This window comes from Methylobacterium sp. R2-1 (genome assembly GCF_014191355.1).
GTDB lineage: Bacteria > Pseudomonadota > Alphaproteobacteria > Rhizobiales > Beijerinckiaceae > Methylobacterium.
Genome location: NZ_JACHWM010000005.1, coordinates 324,216 through 340,965 on the forward strand (window position 1 = coordinate 324,216; position 16,750 = coordinate 340,965).

General features: G+C 68.2%; 16 protein-coding genes and 1 tRNA gene. 13 read left to right on the forward strand and 4 right to left on the reverse strand.

Annotated features, from left to right (window positions below):
- Positions 1–153: 153 nt before the first annotated feature.
- On the forward strand, positions 154–1,284 hold the full coding sequence (locus FHU13_RS09895; protein ID WP_183435679.1) for an FAD-dependent monooxygenase: 1,131 nt from the start codon (positions 154–156) through the stop codon (positions 1,282–1,284).
- Positions 1,285–1,354: 70 nt separating this feature from the next.
- On the opposite strand, the gene FHU13_RS09900 is transcribed toward FHU13_RS09895, so the two are convergent.
- Positions 1,355–1,428 (reverse strand) — tRNA-Gly (locus tag FHU13_RS09900).
- Positions 1,429–1,717: 289 nt separating this feature from the next.
- Between FHU13_RS09900 and FHU13_RS09905 the strand changes: the two genes are divergently transcribed.
- The 3 genes from FHU13_RS09905 to FHU13_RS09915 all read left to right on the forward strand — a co-directional run bounded on the left by FHU13_RS09905 (position 1,718) and on the right by FHU13_RS09915 (position 5,602).
- Positions 1,718–2,743, forward strand: a complete 1,026-nt coding sequence (locus FHU13_RS09905; RefSeq protein WP_409518491.1) for an ABC transporter ATP-binding protein — start codon at positions 1,718–1,720, stop codon at positions 2,741–2,743.
- Between the two features lie 101 nt (positions 2,744–2,844).
- Entirely contained in the window at positions 2,845–3,870 is a 1,026-nt protein-coding gene (locus FHU13_RS09910) for an extracellular solute-binding protein (RefSeq protein ID WP_183435681.1), read from the forward strand.
- Positions 3,871–3,949: 79 nt separating this feature from the next.
- Positions 3,950–5,602, forward strand: coding sequence for an ABC transporter permease (locus FHU13_RS09915; protein WP_183435682.1), 1,653 nt, complete (start codon positions 3,950–3,952; stop codon positions 5,600–5,602).
- 419 nt (positions 5,603–6,021) lie between these two features.
- Here the strand turns inward: FHU13_RS09915 and FHU13_RS09920 are convergent, their stop codons facing one another.
- Complete coding sequence (locus FHU13_RS09920) at positions 6,022–6,276, reverse strand: hypothetical protein (RefSeq protein WP_183435683.1); 255 nt, start codon at positions 6,274–6,276, stop codon at positions 6,022–6,024.
- A gap of 277 nt (positions 6,277–6,553) precedes the next feature.
- On the reverse strand, positions 6,554–7,279 hold the full coding sequence (locus tag FHU13_RS09925; RefSeq protein WP_183435684.1) for a sulfate transporter family protein: 726 nt from the start codon (positions 7,277–7,279) through the stop codon (positions 6,554–6,556).
- Between the two features lie 162 nt (positions 7,280–7,441).
- Here FHU13_RS09925 and FHU13_RS09930 point away from each other — a divergent pair, with 162 nt between their 5' ends.
- The 3 genes from FHU13_RS09930 to FHU13_RS09940 all read left to right on the forward strand — a co-directional run bounded on the left by FHU13_RS09930 (position 7,442) and on the right by FHU13_RS09940 (position 10,581).
- Positions 7,442–8,395 carry a Kelch repeat-containing protein gene (locus FHU13_RS09930; protein WP_183435685.1) on the forward strand — a complete coding sequence of 318 codons (954 nt, stop codon included), beginning with the start codon at positions 7,442–7,444 and terminating at the stop codon, positions 8,393–8,395.
- A gap of 87 nt (positions 8,396–8,482) precedes the next feature.
- Positions 8,483–9,817: an NAD(P)/FAD-dependent oxidoreductase gene (locus FHU13_RS09935; protein ID WP_183435686.1), complete on the forward strand. Its 1,335-nt coding sequence runs from the start codon at positions 8,483–8,485 to the stop codon at positions 9,815–9,817.
- 125 nt (positions 9,818–9,942) lie between these two features.
- A complete protein-coding gene (locus tag FHU13_RS09940; protein ID WP_183435687.1) occupies positions 9,943–10,581 on the forward strand; it encodes a cyclic nucleotide-binding domain-containing protein in 639 nt (212 codons plus the stop codon).
- Positions 10,582–10,584: 3 nt separating this feature from the next.
- Here the strand turns inward: FHU13_RS09940 and FHU13_RS09945 are convergent, their stop codons facing one another.
- The gene (locus tag FHU13_RS09945; RefSeq protein ID WP_183435688.1) at positions 10,585–11,004 is read right to left on the reverse strand and encodes a cupin domain-containing protein; all 420 of its coding nucleotides are present in this window, start codon (positions 11,002–11,004) and stop codon (positions 10,585–10,587) included.
- A gap of 150 nt (positions 11,005–11,154) precedes the next feature.
- Between FHU13_RS09945 and FHU13_RS09950 the strand changes: the two genes are divergently transcribed.
- From FHU13_RS09950 to FHU13_RS09975, 6 genes are all read left to right on the forward strand, one after another.
- The gene (locus tag FHU13_RS09950; RefSeq protein ID WP_246714578.1) at positions 11,155–11,361 is read left to right on the forward strand and encodes a hypothetical protein; all 207 of its coding nucleotides are present in this window, start codon (positions 11,155–11,157) and stop codon (positions 11,359–11,361) included.
- A gap of 792 nt (positions 11,362–12,153) precedes the next feature.
- Entirely contained in the window at positions 12,154–12,300 is a 147-nt protein-coding gene (locus tag FHU13_RS09955; protein WP_183435689.1) for a hypothetical protein, read from the forward strand.
- Positions 12,301–12,536: 236 nt separating this feature from the next.
- Positions 12,537–13,586: a sulfate ABC transporter substrate-binding protein gene (locus FHU13_RS09960; RefSeq protein ID WP_183435690.1), complete on the forward strand. Its 1,050-nt coding sequence runs from the start codon at positions 12,537–12,539 to the stop codon at positions 13,584–13,586.
- A 4-nt stretch (positions 13,587–13,590) separates the two neighbouring features.
- Positions 13,591–14,445, forward strand: a complete 855-nt coding sequence (cysT, locus tag FHU13_RS09965; RefSeq protein ID WP_183435691.1) for a sulfate ABC transporter permease subunit CysT — start codon at positions 13,591–13,593, stop codon at positions 14,443–14,445.
- Entirely contained in the window at positions 14,438–15,340 is a 903-nt protein-coding gene (gene cysW, locus FHU13_RS09970) for a sulfate ABC transporter permease subunit CysW (RefSeq protein ID WP_183435692.1), read from the forward strand. The genes cysT and cysW overlap by 8 nt, the downstream gene beginning before the upstream one ends.
- Positions 15,341–15,344: 4 nt before the next feature.
- Positions 15,345–16,412, forward strand: a complete 1,068-nt coding sequence (locus FHU13_RS09975; RefSeq protein ID WP_312889574.1) for a sulfate/molybdate ABC transporter ATP-binding protein — start codon at positions 15,345–15,347, stop codon at positions 16,410–16,412.
- The last annotated feature ends 338 nt before the right edge of the window (positions 16,413–16,750 follow it).

Sequence of the window (16,750 nt, forward strand, 5' to 3'; positions counted from 1 at the left end):
TGGACCCTGGCCTGGCGCCAGGCAGACCCGCTCGGCCGACGAGACACGAGCGGGCTTGCGGCAGAGCGCGATCCGTCGTCAATCCAGCTCCCGAAACCGGGAAGGGACCGTGAGACCCGCCTCGGCGCATGGGTGGGAAGGGCGCGCATCCGCATGGACACGCAACACAGCCGCCGGGTGCTCATCGCCGGCGGCGGCATCGCGGGACTCGCCGTCCGGCGGGCGCTGCACCAGCGGGGCCTCCCGTCGCTCACGCTGGAGCGCCGCAGCGTACAGGCGGATGCGGGGCTCGCGATCAACCTGCCCGGCAATGCGGTGCGCGCACTGAGCCAGCTCGGCCTGCTCGATGCGCTGCGCGAGACCGGTTCGCCGGTGCGGCGTCGCGAGTATCGGACCGAGCGCGGGCGTCTCCTCTTCACCGTGGACGAGGACGCGTTCTGGGGCAGCGAGACGGGGCCGCACTGCCTGCGCCGCGTCGACCTGCAACGCCTGCTGCAGCGCGACCTTTCGCGCGACGATATCCGGCAGGGAGCCGGGATCGCCAGCGTCCGGCAGGATCCGCAGGGGGCTCACGTCGAACTGGAGGATGGTGCAACGGAGGCGGGCGGCTTGCTCGTGGGTGCCGACGGCGTGCACTCGACGGTTCGCCGCAGCCTTTTCGGCGATCAGGTCCTCGGCGCGGCGATGCTGGCGAGCCAAAGCTGGCGTTTCATGACGCCCAACCCGGGCGTCGAGGCCTGGACCCTGTGGGCTGGCGCCGGAGCCCTGTTCCTGCTCATCCCGGTCGATCGCGGCGAGGCCTATGGCTGGGTCTCGGTCAGCACGGATCGAGGGGGCAGCGCTGATCCAGCGGCGACCCGCGGGGCGTTCGCCGCGTTTCCCCGCCTCGTGCGCGACACGCTCGATGCGGCGCTCGCGCGACCGGACGCGATCTATCACTCGCCGCTGGAGGAGGTACGCATCCCGGCCTGGGGACGCGATCGTGTCGTCCTGCTGGGCGATGCGGCACACGCGACCGCGCCGGTCTGGGCGCAGGGCGCGGCGCTCGCGCTGGAGGACGCGCTGGTGCTGGCCCGTCTGTTGGCGGAACGAAGCGATTGGAACGATGCCGGGGCGGAGTACGAGCGCCTGCGTCGTCCCCGGGTCGAGCATGTCCAGCGGATGACAGATCGCCTGTCGCGCACGGCGCGCCTGCCGGACTGGGCAAGGAACCTTCTGCTTCCGGTCGTCGGCCCGCGCAGCTACCGCGCCACCTACGATCCGCTTCGCATGCCGGCAATCTGAGGCCGGAGATCGCGCCGCGGCCGAAGGCGCAGCCTCAGTTTTGCCGATCAGGCTGATCGATAAGGAAAATTGGAGCGGGTGAAGGGAATCGAACCCTCGTATTCAGCTTGGAAGGCTGCTGCTCTACCATTGAGCTACACCCGCCGACCGCAACTCACGCCGGGCACCGGTTTCCCGGAACCCTTCCGCACGGGGCGGTGTGGCGAGCGGCATCGCAGCGGGGCGATAGCACGCCTCGGCGGCTTTGAGAAGCGTGAAGCAGGATCTCGCCCGAACGTAGAACCTGTGCGAGTGAGGGTGAATCGCCGGGCAAGCCCTCCCGGTTCAGGCCCGTGTGTCGGATCCGCCGCCGTTGTTTCTTCGCCGTAAACCCGCACCTCCTCCCGCCGCCGGAGATGTCGACGCATCGACCGCGCCGTCCGCGCGTCTCGACATTCGCGGCGTGAGCCGGCGCTACGGCCGGACGCTCGCGCTCGACGACGTTTCGCTGTCGCTGTCGCCGGGCGAGATCCTCGCGGTTCTCGGCGATTCCGGCTGCGGGAAGAGCACGTTGCTGCGGCTGGTCGCTGGGCTCGACACGCCCGATGCCGGCGAGATCCGCATCGATGGCCGGCGGGTTGCGGGAAGCGGAGTCGCTGAGCCGCCGGAGACCCGCGGCATCGGCCTGATGTTTCAGGACTACGCCCTGTTTCCCCACCTCACCGTGCTGGCCAATGTCCGGTTCGGCCTGAGCCACCTTCCGGGTGCACAGGCGCGGGCCGTGGCGCGGGAGCGCCTCGCCGAGGTCGGTCTGGCGGGGCGTGAGGCGAGCTATCCGGCAACGCTGTCCGGCGGCGAAGCGCAGCGGATCGCGCTGGCGCGGGCGCTGGCGCCGCGTCCCCGGATGCTGCTGCTCGACGAGCCGTTCTCGAACCTCGACGCCGGCACCCGCGAGCGGGTCCGGGCCGACACCCTCGCCGTTCTGCGGCAGGACGGCATCAGTGCCATACTCGTGACCCACGACGCCGCCGAGGCCGTGGAGTTCGCCGACCGCATCGCCCTGATGCGGAAGGGCCGATTGATCCAGTGCGACACGGCCGAGACTTTGTATCGCTCGCCGGTGAGCCCCTTCGCCGCAAGGGCGCTCGGCGACGTCGTGACGGTGGCAGGCCTCGCCTCTGGCGGCCGTCTGACGACTCCGCTGGGGACGGTCGCCCTGCCCACTTCCGCGCCCGAGGGGTCCGTGCAGGTTTGTCTGCGGCCGGAAGCGATCCGCATCGTGCCGCGCGGCGAAGGCGTGCCGGGTCGGGTTCTGCGCCGCAGCTTTGCCGGCGCGAGTACCCGCATCGACATCGAAGTCGCGGGACTCGACGCCCCCTTGCGCCTCGCCGCGCCGGCGGATGATCGTGTGGATGAGAGGATCGAGCTGGGCCTCTTGGAAGGCGGGATCCTCGTCTTCCCCAGATCCGAACCCACTTGATGCACGGATTTTATCTAGAATAAGTATAAATCATCAGACTTGTCGGGTTACTGGACCGTCTATAACACCCGGCGAGCATCTTCGATGCTCGGGGGAATAAGATGTTGCGGCTGCGGTGCTTCGGCTATTTCGTGGGATTCAGTCTCGCCTTGGGTCTGGCCGGCCAGGCCGAGAGCGCCGAGGTGAACCTCTACACGACCCGCGAGCCGGGCCTGATCCGGCCTCTCCTCGACGCCTACACCGCCAAGAGCGGCGTGACGGTGAACACCGTGTTCGTCGAGAAGGGCTTGGCCGAGCGTGTCGCGGCGGAAGGCGCCCGCAGCAGCGCCGACGTGGTCATGACGGTCGATATCGGCAACCTGATCGAGCTGGTCGACCGCGACCTCGCCCAGCCGGTTCGTTCCTCCGTGCTGGAGGCGGCCGTTCCGGCGCCGCTTCGCGATCAGGACGGGCGTTGGTTCGCCCTCTCCATGCGCGCCCGCTTGCTCTACGCCGACAAGGCGCTCTCCGACCTGAACGCCGCGACCTACGAGTCGCTGGCCGATCCGAAATGGCGGGGCAAGATCTGCATCCGGTCGGGCCAGCACCCCTACAACACGGCGCTCATCTCAGCCTTCCTGGTGCGCCACGGCGCGGAAAAGACGGAAAGCTGGCTTCGCGGCGTCAAGGCCAACCTCGCCCGCAAGGCGGCCGGGGGCGACCGGGACGTGGCGCGCGACATCGCCGCCGACCTTTGCGACATCGGGCTCGCCAACTCCTACTATGTCGGGCTGATGCGCTCAGGCCGCGGCGGGCCGGATCAACAGAAATGGGGCGAGGCCATCAAGGTCGTGCTGCCGACCTTCGAGGGCGGCGGCACCCACGTGAACGTTTCGGGCGCCGTCGTCGCCAAGCACGCGCCGCATCGCGAGGAGGCGGTCAAGCTTCTCGAATATCTCGTCTCCGACGAGGCACAGGCGCTCTACGCGAGGGCCGACTTCGAGTACCCGGTCAAAGCCGGCGTCGCGGCCGATCCGATGCTGCAGGCGCTCGGTCCGCTCGCCTTCGACACGACACCGCTCGTTGAGATCGCCCGCAACCGAAAGGCAGCGAGCCTGCTCGCGGACAAGGTCGGCTTCGACAACTGACCGCTCTCAAGGATCACCGGTCCGTTCCCGAAGCGGCCGGCCGACAGAATACTGAGGGGACGGGATCGCAGGATCATCGATGACGCCCGCACGTGGCCTCCTTTATGCCGCGGCGGCGGTGCTGGCCGTCATCCTCCTGGCGCCGGTCGTCTCGCTCGCCGTCGCGGCGGCCGACGGGTCAGGCGAATTGTGGCCGCATCTAGCGGCCTACGTCCTGCCGCAGGCGATCCGCGAGACCGGCCTGCTGCTCGGCGGCGTCGGAATCCTGGTGATCGGGCTCGGCACCGGTACGGCGTGGCTCGTCTCGGCCTTCACCTTTCCCGGCCGTCGGCTGCTCGATGCGGCCCTCCTGCTACCGCTTGCGGTGCCCACCTACGTGGTGGCCTACGCCTATCTCGACCTGATGCACCCGCTCGGCCCGGTGCAGAGCGGTCTGCGCGCGCTACTCGGCCTGTCGAGCCCGCGCGATCTGTCCTTTCCCGATCTGCGCTCGCTTCCCGGCTGCGTCCTGCTCCTCGGCTTCGTTCTCTACCCCTACGTCTACCTGCCGACGCGGGCGCTGTTCCTGATGCGGGCGGGGACTTTGCTGGAGGCTGCACGGATGCTCGGTGCCGGACCGGCGCGGACTTTCTTCCGGGTCGCGCTGCCGCTGGCTCGTCCGGCCATCGCCCTCGGCACCGGCCTCGCGTTGATGGAGGCGCTCAACGATGTCGGCGCGGCCGAGTTCCTGGGGGTCCGGACCCTCACGGTGCAGGTCTACGCGACCTGGGTGAACCGCTCGGACCTGCCCGGTGCCGCGCAGATCGCCCTGGTGATGCTGGCCGGCGTCGTCGGTCTCGTCGCGCTTGAGCGGCTCGCGCGCGGCAAGAGGGGCTATGCCGGCTCGGGCCATCGCGACCGGCCGACCGCGCGCCGGGCCCTTTCCGGCTGGCGGGCGGGTCTCGCTCTCGCCCTCGGTCTCACCCCCGTGCTCCTCGGCTTCGGCCTGCCCGCGGGCTATCTCGCCTGGGCCGCCTGGCGGCGGCTGCGGGGGATGGGGCTGCCGGAGACGCTGGCCGCGCAGACCCTCAACACCCTGCTCTACGCCGGCGCCGCGACCCTGGTCACGGTCGCTGTGGGAGTGCTGGTGGCCGCCGCCCCGCATCTCCTGGGTCGCCGAAGCGGATCGGCGCTGATCCGGGCCGCCGGCCTCGGCTACGCGATGCCCGGCACGGTTCTGGCCGTCGGACTCCTCGCTCCGCTCGCTCTGCTCGATACGGGTCTGAACAACCTGGCCGGTGCCGGGCTCGGATGGGCACCGGCCGTCGGCCTCGGCACGGGCGCGGCGCTGGTCGTCGCCTACACGCTCCGCTTCCTGACCATCTCTGTCGGCGCGACCGAGGCAGGACTCGCTCGCATTCCCTCGACGCTTCCTGACGCGGCGCGGATGCTGGGACGCGGGCGCTTCGGCACCCTGCTCGCGGTGCAGGTGCCGCTGGCATGGCCTGCGATCCTGAGCGGGGCGCTGCTCGCCTTCGTCGATATGGCGAAGGAATTGCCGGTGACGTTGCTGCTGCGCCCGCTCAACGTCGAGACGCTGAGCACGCACCTCTACGGCGAGGCCGCCCGCGGCACCTATGAGGACGGTGCCGCGAGCGCGCTGCTGATCGTGATGACGGGTCTGATCCCCGTTGCTTTGCTGCTGCGCCTCGACCGGGGTGCCGGGCGGCAGCCGAGCCGGCCGGGCGCCTGACCGGGCCTTACATGCCGCCGAGCAGGACGTTCATCGATCCAACGACGGTCATGACGAGGCCGCAGGCGAACACGGCGATCATGGCGTAGGACACGGGCTTCAGCTGCATGCGCGGCACAACTCCTTGCGGTCAGTGACTGCCACCCGGACAAGCCGATCCCGAAGCGGCGGGAGGGCCATTGGCCGGGAGACGGAGAAAGGCAGGAACGAGGCCAGAATGGCCCGGCACTTCCATCAACGACAGAAACGCCCGGCCATTCCGTCAAGTGAGATAGAAAAACGGGTCGAGACGAAGGTTGTCATCTCGACTCGCGAAGATGTGAGGCTAACTCCGCCGAACTTATCGATAAAATTCCGGAAAATATCGGAATTTGCACAATATCACGACGCTGCCACGCTTCGCTTTATTCATCCTTGCGTCAGCAGCGCGTGCCGCCGGACGTCTGGCCGTACTGCTTGACGGGGAAGTTCTGCTGGTTCGCGTTGCCCTCGGCCGCCGAGCTCATCGGGCAAGCCGTGTGCTTCGGGCTGTCGTGGACACCGAGAGACCCCGTGACCTCGACATCATAGGGCGCGCGCCGATCATACTCGTAATCGAACGCCATCGCGGAGGAGACCGGAGCAGAAACGCCGATGATGAGTGCGGCGACGAAGGCAGAGATTCGGATCTTCATCTGATGTTCACTCTTGATTATGTGGCTCATCCGGTGGGAAGAGCACTCTTCTCCTCTGGTTTTACTGATATAGACGATCGAACTTGGGCATGACGTGCCGCGGCACACTCACCATCAGGGATTAAATCCGGGGCTCGACTTGCCTCTCATCGTGCCTACCGGCAGGCTGTTGCAGTATATTGCGAAACGGCGTCATCGCGCCGCGGACGCAGTTCGGCCGGGTGGGAGCCCGGCCTCGGCGGCCCTTGGCGATCTTGTTTGCGGTGACGGCAGCGCGTCAGCGTCGATTCGTCAGGCGCGCGTCCGTCCCCGCCGGACCGGGCAGAGCTCTGCGCTCCAGGCCCTTGTGCAGGTGGACCATCAGCGCGACGCCGAAGAGCGGTGTGACGAGGTTGACGATCGGCACGATCATCAGGCCGGCGAGCAGGCAGCCGGCAGCGATGACGGTGAACCCGTAATGCTCACGCATCGCCCGCGCCTCCGGCAGCGGCCGGAACCGGCCGGCAGCGAGTTCGAAATACTCGCGTCCGAGCAGGTAAGCGTTGGCGCCGAAGAAGGCGAAGAGGTTCACCCCCGGCACGAAGACGAGGATCAGCGCGACGAGGTTCACGAGCAAGGCGAGGCCGGCGAAGCGGACGGCCGAGCCGAGCGCCTGCCCCCAAGGCAGCGCGCGCCCCGGCGCGTCGGCGGGGAAGTCGCGACTCTCGACCACCTCCGCGACGTCGTCGAGGAAGAAGCCGGCCACGAGGATCGACACCGCGGGCATGATGTAGGCCAGCGCCACGAACAGCCCGGCGCCGGCCAGGAAAAAGGCGAGGGTGTCGAAGAACGGGTAGTCGGCCGAGATGTGGTGGCTCGCCTGGAACGCCTGGATCAGGCGCGTCAGTCCGAACCAGATGACCACCAGCAGCCCGATCGTGAGCGCCAGCGACTTGAACAGGATGCCGCGCAGGGCGGGCGAGAATACCTGCCGCATGGCTGCGGCGGCGGCCTTGATGAGCATCGTGCCCTTCAGTCCTTCCGATGATCTGCACCCGCCCGGGCCGGGTTTTCGCCGCACTGGTCCCGCTGCGCAAGTGGCGCGTCGGGGAGAATGCGGACGAAGGCGGGCCCTTGAGGGCGATTGATGCGTTGCTCCGGGAACGCGATCTGCCGGAGCCCGCGCATGGCACGTCCATCCCTCCCTCGAATCCTCCTCCTCGCCGGCCTGCTCGCCGCCGCACCCGCCACCGCCCACGAGGTCGGGGCTTGGGCAGGCGCTAGTTCCGCCCCGGCGGAGCGCTCCGAGGTGGCGGTCGCGGCGCTCGACGGCAAGGCCTACGTCATCGGCGACTACAACGGTGCGACCGAGCTGCTGATCTACGATCTCGCCGCCGATACCTGGAGCGAGGGCACGCCCTTCCCTTACCCCGTCCACCACACCATGGCGGCGGAGCAGGACGGGCGGATCTACGTGTTCGGCGGCTACGTCAACGGCTGGGAGGCGAGTGACAAGGTGTGGGCCTACGACCCGAGGACGAACGCCTGGGAGCCCCGTGCGCCGATGCCGACCCCGCGGGCCGCGGGCGGGACGACTCTGCTCGGGGACAAGATCCACGTGGTCGGCGGCAGCGGATCGGGGCGCGGCAACGTGCGCTCTCACGAGGTCTACGACCCGGCCGGCGATACCTGGACCAAGGCAGCCGACCTGCCGACGCCCCGCGACCATCTCGCGGTTCAGACGGTAGAGGGCCGCATCGTCGCCAGCGGAGGCCGGATCGACGGCGATTCCGGCAAGAACCTATCGGCCAATCAGATCTACGATCCGGCGCGTGACGCCTGGAGTGAGGCGTCTCCCGTGCCGACAGCACGCAGCGGTGTCGCCTCCACCGTGCTCGGCCGCGAGGTCTTCGTCATCGGCGGTGAGTCGAACCGGAGGACCTACGACGAGGTCGAGGCCTTCGACCTGCCGCGCAATCTCTGGCGCGCACTGGCGCGGCTCCCCACCGCCCGCCACGGCTTCGGCGCGGTGACCTACAAGGGCCGCATCTACACCCTGACCGGAAGTCCGCGGCCCGGCGGCGACCGGTCCGGTACCGTCGAGGTGCTCGATCCGAACGGCGTCGCACCGGCCCGGTGAGCGGTCGCGTGCGAGCACGGGTGCTTGTCGCGGCCGGATCGGCGGACGACATGAGGGCCGCCTCCCTACCGGATTCGCATCGAGACCATGCTCTTCGTCCCCGAGCACGCCCGCTTCCGCCCCACCGTCGCGCCGCGCGTCGCACCGTTGCCCCCCTCGCCCGACGTGATCGTGATCGGTGCGGGCGCCGCCGGCATCGCCTCCGCCCGGCGGCTGATCGAGCGCGGCCTTACCGTCGCCGTTCTCGAAGCGCGAAACCGGGTCGGCGGGCGGGCCGTGACGACGCGGCTGCGCGGCCATGCGATCGATCTCGGCGCGCACTGGCTGCATGCCGGGCCGATCAACCCCCTCGTGGCCCTTGGCAAGGCGCGCGGCGAGCCGCTGCGGCGCGCCGCACAGGGGGAGCATCTCTGGATCGGGCGCCGACCGGGTCGGGCCGCCGAGGAGGCCGCCTTCTCCCGCGCCTTCGACGTCGCCGACCGGGCGATCACACACGCGGCCTCCCGCAGCGAGGACGGGCCGGCCTCCCAGGCGCTCCCCCGCCATCTCGGCCCCTGGGGTGAGCGCGTCGCCCGCGTTCATTCCCTGGTCTCTGGCCGGCCGCTCGACGAGGTGTCGCTGCACGATTGGCCGAGCCTGGAATACGGCGACAACTTCTTCATCACGGGCGGCTACGGCGCCTATCTGGCGCGGCTGGCGCTCGGGTTGCCGCTCCGACTCGGCTGCCCCGTCACCGGCCTCGACTGGTCAGGGCCGGGCGTGCGGGTCCAGCTCGCCGATGGTGGGCAGATCGCGGCGCGGGCCGCCATCGTCACCGTGCCGGTGCCCGTACTTCAGGCGGCCTTCCACTTCGATCCGCCCCTGCCCAACCGAGCGCGCGACGCCATCGGTGGCTTCCTCTCGGGCCTCTACGAGCACGTCGTCCTGCACTGGCCCTCCGCCCCGTTCCGCGGCCGCGACCGGCTCGCCAGCGTGGTCGGCGGACGTCGCAAGCCGCCGGGGATGCTGACCCGGATCGACGGCACGCCGTTCCACTATTTCGAGTTGGACACCGCCTTCGCCCGCGCCCTCGACGCCGCCGGGGCCGGCCCCGACGGGGCACGGCGCCTCGCCCGCGCGGTGCTGGCCGAGCATTTCGGCCGTCGTTCTCTCGCCGATCTCGCGATTCCGGCCGTCACCGCGTGGCGGCACGATCCCTGGTCGCGGGGCTCCTGGGCCGTGGTTCCCCCAGGGCATGCGGCGGCCCGGACGATGCTCCAAGAGCCGGTCGGGGAGCGGATCTGGTTCGCGGGCGAGGCCAATTCCCGTGCACAGTGGGGCACCGCCGGCGGCGCGTACGAGGAAGGGCTCCGCGCGGCCGACCGCGTCACTGACACTCTTACCGGCACGTCCGCCCCAACGGATTTGCGTGAGAGCGCCTGAGCCCTCCGGCACCTGTATCCTCCTGCATCCCCTTGCATCCCCCGCTCGGATAGGCGAACCGCCGGTGCGACAGGCGCGCGAAGCGTCCGCCGGAGCAAGGACCGGCCGCGAGCGGGGGCATCACGATGAACTGGGTCGAGGCGATCGGGTATCTCGGGACGGCGCTCACCGTCGCCTCCTCGGCGATGGGGACGATGATCCCGCTGCGCATCGTGGCCCTCTGCGCGAGCTGCGCCGTCATCACCTACGGCTTCCTGATCGGCAGCGTGCCGGTGATGCTCACCGAAGCAATCCAGATTCCCTTCAACGCGTGGCGGCTCTACGAGATGGTCCGCCTCGTGCGCGAGACCGAGCGGGCGGCCTCCGGCGATCTCTCCCTCGATTGGCTGAAACCCTTCGGCACCTTGCGCCGCTTCCGGGCCGGCGAGGTGCTGTTCCTCAAGGGCGATCCGGCCCACGAGATGTACCTGATCGAGAGCGGACGCTTCCGCATCGCCGAGCACGGCCTCGACGTGCGGCCAGGCCAGATCGTCGGCGAACTCGGCATGCTTTCGCCCGGCAACCAGCGGACCGGGTCGCTCGCCTGCGTCGAAGCGGGCACCGCGCGCTGCCTCTCCTATTCCGAGGTCAAGCAGCTCTATTATCAGAACCCGGAATTCGGCTTCTACTTCCTGAAGCTGACGAGCGAGCGCCTGTTCCAGAGCGCCGCCGAAGCGGCGGAAACGGCACGTCCCGCCGCGCCGGCCGGCAGCGACGTGCTGTGAGCCTCAATCGGATTGCCGCATGAAGCTGTCCGGCGTGCCGGTGCCGGCTTCCACGAACTGGATGTCGTGCGGCCCGCGCCGGGGCGTATCGACGGAGAGGAACACCACCGGCTCCTCCAGGATCTCCGGCACCGAATGCACCACCCCGCGCTTGAAGAAGACGAGCGTGCCTGGGCCAACCTCGATCGGCGGCGCATCGCCGAACTGCATCCGGCAGCGGCCGGAGAGGGCGTAGAGATACTCGTCGCAGGTCGTGTGATAATGCGGCGGCGTCGGCCGGTAGACCCGGAAGACGCGTGCGCTGGCCGTCTCGTCGTCGGTGAAGCGGTGGTCGGCCACCATGGTCGCCGCCGTCTCGGGCAGACGACGCACACTCTCGGCGACGTCGAACACCGCGTGCCCGGCCGGTTGCTCCTCGCCCATCTCCGGTGCTCCGTCTCGTCGAACCGGGACTATGCCTGCGCGGGAGACCAGTGCACAGGGGCCCGGTCCCTGTGCATTTCATCAACCGGCCGGAAATGTTAGGGAAAGCGGTGCCGCATCGATCGCGGCCCGGACATCGATGACCCGGAGATGATGCGCGGATATGAGGGAAACGCCCAGGTCATGGCGGACGTGGCCGCCGTGATCGAGCAGGCGCAGCGCGAAGGTCGCGATCTCGCGACGGCCTTGCGCATCGCCCGGGTGACGCTCGCCTATGTCAGCGGTCCCGAGCCCGAGCCGGATCAGGCCCGCGCCCTGGAAGCGCTCGATCGGCAGCTCCGTTCGCTCTCGGACTGAGCCGTCACCTGGCGCGCCACCACTTCATCCCGCCGCCTGCACGATCAGCGTCACGGCTCCGAACAGCAGCACGGCAAGCACCGCTACGGCCATCAGGATGAGAGCGGCCCGCGACTCACGTAACTCATGGTTGTCCATAGCTTGAGCTTAAGTGATGCAGTGCGTGGGGCATAGCGCGGCGATCGCGTCCAGGACGGCGTCGCGCCGCCACCACTCACGACTGACCTGTGCGCCGGGTTGAGCCCAGGACAACGATGTCGTCCGGGCACACGCTGCGCTCCACCCGCCTCGCTTTCTGCATCAGAGTGCCGTGCAGGGGCTGAACCGCCCAACGACCGTACCAATCACTGGACGGCGAGAAGCGGGATGACTCCCGTGAGGCTGGGCCGGACTCAAAAGCTGCGCTGCGAAGGCAAGCGAAGCGAACCTCACCGGAGCCGTCGCTGAGCAACCCGAACAGGATCGGCTGCACCTTGCGGTTCGAGACCTTCTCCGCGCAGTTTGTCAGAGACATTTTCAAAAGCTTTCTCGAGGGCGAATCGGATTGTCCAAAAACGGGACGGTCACCCGCATCTCTGCAAATCCGACGCCTCAAATCCCGGTCTCACCGCGGAACGATCGGTCGAGCCGCTGGAAACGACGTCAACCCTGGCTCGTCATTTGCCACGGTCGAGCGAAGACTGCCCGATGAGCCGCCCGATGTTCCGCGATGGTACGTGGCACCACGACCGACGCGGCCGTTCGAGCGCCCCTTGGCGTCGATCCGGCTCCGGAATGAGAAGAATTCCCTTGATGAAGCGAACGTTCGAAACCCTCCTCCGCGCTCTCCAGAGCCGCTTCGCAACCCTCGGCCTGCTCGGCGCCCTATTCGTCACCGTGACATGGTGGTTCATCGTCGCCCGCGGCGTCTGGCTAGCAGTCGAATGGGCCTCGGCCTGACGCCACGGGGTAACTTCCCCGGAAAACGTTCTTTCGACAGAACAGGATATAAATGGATGATCTTTCCTTCAAACCGACAAGAATGAAGAAGAATTTTGCAGCGCAACGCACAAACTGACCCTGTTTAGAGCGTTCACAGGCTGGTCGAGCCTGTCGCTCAGCTTGACATCGTTCTTTAAAACGAACACTTCCTCGTCGTGGGCGGGCGAGAATCCGCGACCTGGAGGCGAGACGACGTGTTCGACGGATATCCGATCAGGCTCGGTGCAACACCATATCGGCGGGCAGTCCTTCTTGGCCTTGCCATGGCCACCTGTCTCGCGTCGACCGGCGGCGCCCACGCGCAGACCGAGATCCTCAACGTATCATACGACCCGACGCGCGAGCTCTACCGAGAGATCAACGCCGCCTTCGCCGAAGAGTGGAAGGCCAAGACCGGCGAGACGGTGACCGTGCGCGCCGCCCATGGCGGCTCGGGCGCGCAGGCCCGCACGGTCATCGACGGGATCCCCGCCGACGTCGTGACCCTCGGCATTCCCTCCGACATCGACGCCATCGCCAAGCTCTCGAAGAAGATCCCGGGGGACTGGCGCACCAAGCTCCCGAACGAGGGCCTGCCCTACACCTCGACCGTCGTGTTCCTCGTCCGCAAGGGCAATCCGAAGGCCGTGAAGGATTGGGATGACCTCGCCAAGCCCGACGTGAAGGTCATCACCCCGAACCCGAAGACCTCGGCCGGCGGTCGCTGGAACTTCCTCGCCGCCTGGGGCTACGCCTACGAGCGGGACGGCAAGGACAAGGAGAAGGCCAACGCCTTCGTCGGCCAGCTCTACAAGAACGTGCCCGTGCTCGACACCGGCGCCCGCGGCTCGACGGTGACCTTCGCCCAGCGCGGCCTCGGCGACGTTCTGCCGACCTGGGAGAACGAGGCCTTCCTCGTGCTGGAGGAGTTCGGCAAGGACAAGTTCGACATCGTCGTGCCGCCGACCTCGATCTACGCCGAGCCGCCGGTCGCCCTCGTCGATGCCAACGTCGACAAGAAGGGCACCCGCAAGCAGGCAGAGGCCTATCTCCAGTTCCTCTACAGCGACCGGGCGCAGGCGATCTTCGCCAAGCACCATTACCGCCCGATCAAGCGCGAGGCGGCCAAGCCCGAGGATCTCGCGCAGCTGCCCGAGATCAAGCTGTTCAAGATCGAGGATCTGCAAGGCTCCTGGGACGACATTCAGAAGGCCAACTTCGACAATGGTGGCCTATTCGACCAACTGAGCCGGGCCGGGCGCTGACCGAATGGTCGAGCCCGTGAACCCCCGGCTGCGCTTCCGCCAGAGGAGCGTGATCCCCGGCTTCGGGCTCACGCTCGGCTATACGCTGACTTGCCTGGGCTTGGTCGTGCTGCTGCCGCTCGCCACCCTCGTGGTGAAGGCGTCCGGTCTCGGCTTCTCCGGCATCTGGGATGTCGCGACCGACCCGCGTGTGGCCAGTGCGTTGCGGGTGAGCTTCGGCGTGTCGTTGCTGGCCGCGCTCACAGCCTCGGTCTTCGGCGGCATCGTCGCCTGGGTGCTGACCCGGTACGATTTCCCCGGCCGCAAGCTGGCCGACGCCGTGGTCGATCTGCCCTTCGCCCTGCCGACCGCGGTGGCCGGCATCGCGCTCGCCTCGCTCTACGCGCCCAACGGGCTCGTCGGCGCGCAGCTTGCCAAGATCGGCATCGAGGCGGCCTATACGCCGGCCGGTATCTTCATCGCCATGGTGTTCATCGGTCTGCCGTTTGCCGTGCGCACGGTGCAGCCGTTGATCGCCGAGATCGACAAGGAGGTGGAGGAAGCCTCCGCCATCCTCGGCGCCTCGCGGATCACCACGCTGCTGCGGGTGGTGCTGCCGCCGCTGATCCCGGCGGTGCTGACCGGCTTCGCCCTCGCCTTCGCCCGCGGCGTCGGCGAATACGGCTCGATCATCTTCATCGCCGGCAACCTGCCCTACGTTTCCGAGATCGCGCCGCTGCTGATCGTCATCAAGCTTTCCGAGTTCGATTATGCGGGCGCGAGCGCCATCGCCGTGATCATGCTGGGGATCTCTTTCGTCACACTGCTCGCGATCAACCTGATTCAGGCCTGGAGCCGGCGGAGGTTCGGCTATGTCTGAGGCGCTGACCCAAGGCTCCGGCGCGGGAGTGCGGGACGAAACGCAACGGTCGCCCGCCAGCGTTGTCACTGAGCGGCGTGTCGTGCGCTGGCTGCTGATTGCGGTCGCGCTGACCTTCCTCGCCCTCTTCCTCGTGCTGCCGCTGCTCACGGTGTTCGCGCAGGCGCTCGCCAAAGGCTGGGGCGCCTACCTCGCCGCGTTCTCCGAGCCCGACGCCCGGGCGGCGATCCGGTTGACCCTGCTCGTCGCGGCGATCGCCGTGCCGTTCAACCTTGTCTTCGGCGTCGCGGCGTCCTGGGCGATCGCCAAGTTCGAGTTCCGCGGCAAGAACCTGCTCGTCACGCTGATCGACCTGCCCTTCTCGGTCTCGCCGGTGGTGTCGGGATTGATCTACGTGCTGGTCTTCGGCTCGCGCGGCCTGTTCGGCCCATTCCTCGTCGAGCACGACATCCAGATCATCTTCGCGGTGCCCGGCATCGTGCTCGCGACGATCTTCGTCACCTTCCCCTTCGTCGCCCGCCAGCTCATCCCGCTCATGCAGGAGCAGGGCACGGCAGAGGAAGAGGCGGCGCTCACCCTCGGCGCCTCCGGATGGCACGCCTTCTGGACTGTGACGTTACCCAATATCCGCTGGGGCCTGCTTTACAGCGTCCTACTCTGCAACGCCCGCGCGATGGGCGAGTTCGGCGCGGTCTCGGTCGTTTCCGGCCATATCCGCGGGCTCACCAATACGCTGCCGTTGCACGTGGAGATCCTCTACAATGAGTACAACTTCGTTGCCGCGTTCGCCGTCGCCTCTCTCCTTGCCGGGCTCGCTCTTGTCACCCTCGCCGTCAAATCCGTCCTCGAATGGCGCTACGCCGACGACATCGCGGCCGGGGCACGCCGGCACTGATCCGGTGGGTCGCGGAGCCGGCCAAGGATCCGGCAATGCCACCGCGATTCGCATCGAGGAGGTCTCGAAGACCTTCGACACGGCGGCGGTGCTGCACGATTTCACCCTCGATGTGCGGGCGGGCGAGTTGCTGGCGCTGCTCGGCCCCTCAGGCTCGGGCAAGACCACGCTTCTGCGCATCATCGCCGGGCTCGACTTCCCCGATCGCGGCCGGATCATCTTCGGCGGCGACGACGCCACGCAGGTGCCGGTGCAGCGGCGCGCGGTCGGCTTCGTCTTCCAGCACTACGCCCTGTTCAAGCACATGACGGTGGCTCAGAATATCGCCTATGGCCTCAACGCCCGGAAGCGCTCAGAGCGACCGGACAAGGCCGAAATCAAACGTCGCGTCGGCAACCTGCTTGACCTCATCAAGCTCTCGGGCTTCGCCGACCGCTACCCGAGCCAGCTTTCCGGCGGTCAGCGCCAACGTATCGCGCTCGCCCGCGCGCTCGCGGTCGAGCCGCGCGTCCTGCTGCTCGACGAGCCGTTCGGCGCCCTCGACGCGCAGGTCCGAAAGGACCTGCGGCGCTGGCTGCGGGAGATCCACGACCGTACCGGCCAGACGACGATCTTCGTCACCCACGACCAGGACGAGGCGCTCGAACTCTCCGACCGCGTCGCGGTGCTCGACCGCGGCCGCCTGGAGCAGGTCGGCACGCCGGACGAGGTGCAGGAGGATCCGGTCTCGCCGACCGTGCTGAAATTCCTAGGCGATACGATCGAGGTGGAAGCGATCGCGCAGGACGGGCATGTCCTCGTCAACGGCCGCGTCACGCCGCTGACAGCCCCGGCGGGCCTGGTCGGACCGGTGAAGCTCTACGCGCGGCCGTGGCAGCTTCAATTCGCCGAGGCGGATGCCGCCCATCTCACCGGCACCGTTCGCTCTTCATATCGGACGCAGGGACGTCAGCGGATCGAGGTCGACCGGCCCGGCGCGAAAGTCGTGGTCGTGGAGGCTGCCGATACGGCCCGCCTTGCCGCGGGCCGTGAGGTCGGCTTGCGGATCATCGGCGGACACGTCTTTCCGTAACGTCAGCGGTCGAAGAGCCTGCTCTCTCCGCCCATCGACGCGGCGAAGCTGTTGTTGCCTCACCATCGAAACGTGAGCCGTTGGCCGCGCCGTTCAAAAAAGGGCGCCGCGAGAGAACGGCGGACAAGCCAACAGGTCCGGCACGCCAAGTCGAAGGTCCCTCCCCTACCGACTGAGGCCAAGTCGAGCCTCACTCTTGGGGCACCGCGAAGAAGTCTGTGCTTAATACTTCTTGTACGCGGCACGGCATGAAGCCCGCGGACCTGTCGGGGTCTGCGGGCTTGGGCCGGGTCGGGACGATGGGGGATGTTGGTTGCGTGTGATGTTGGTTGCGGGGG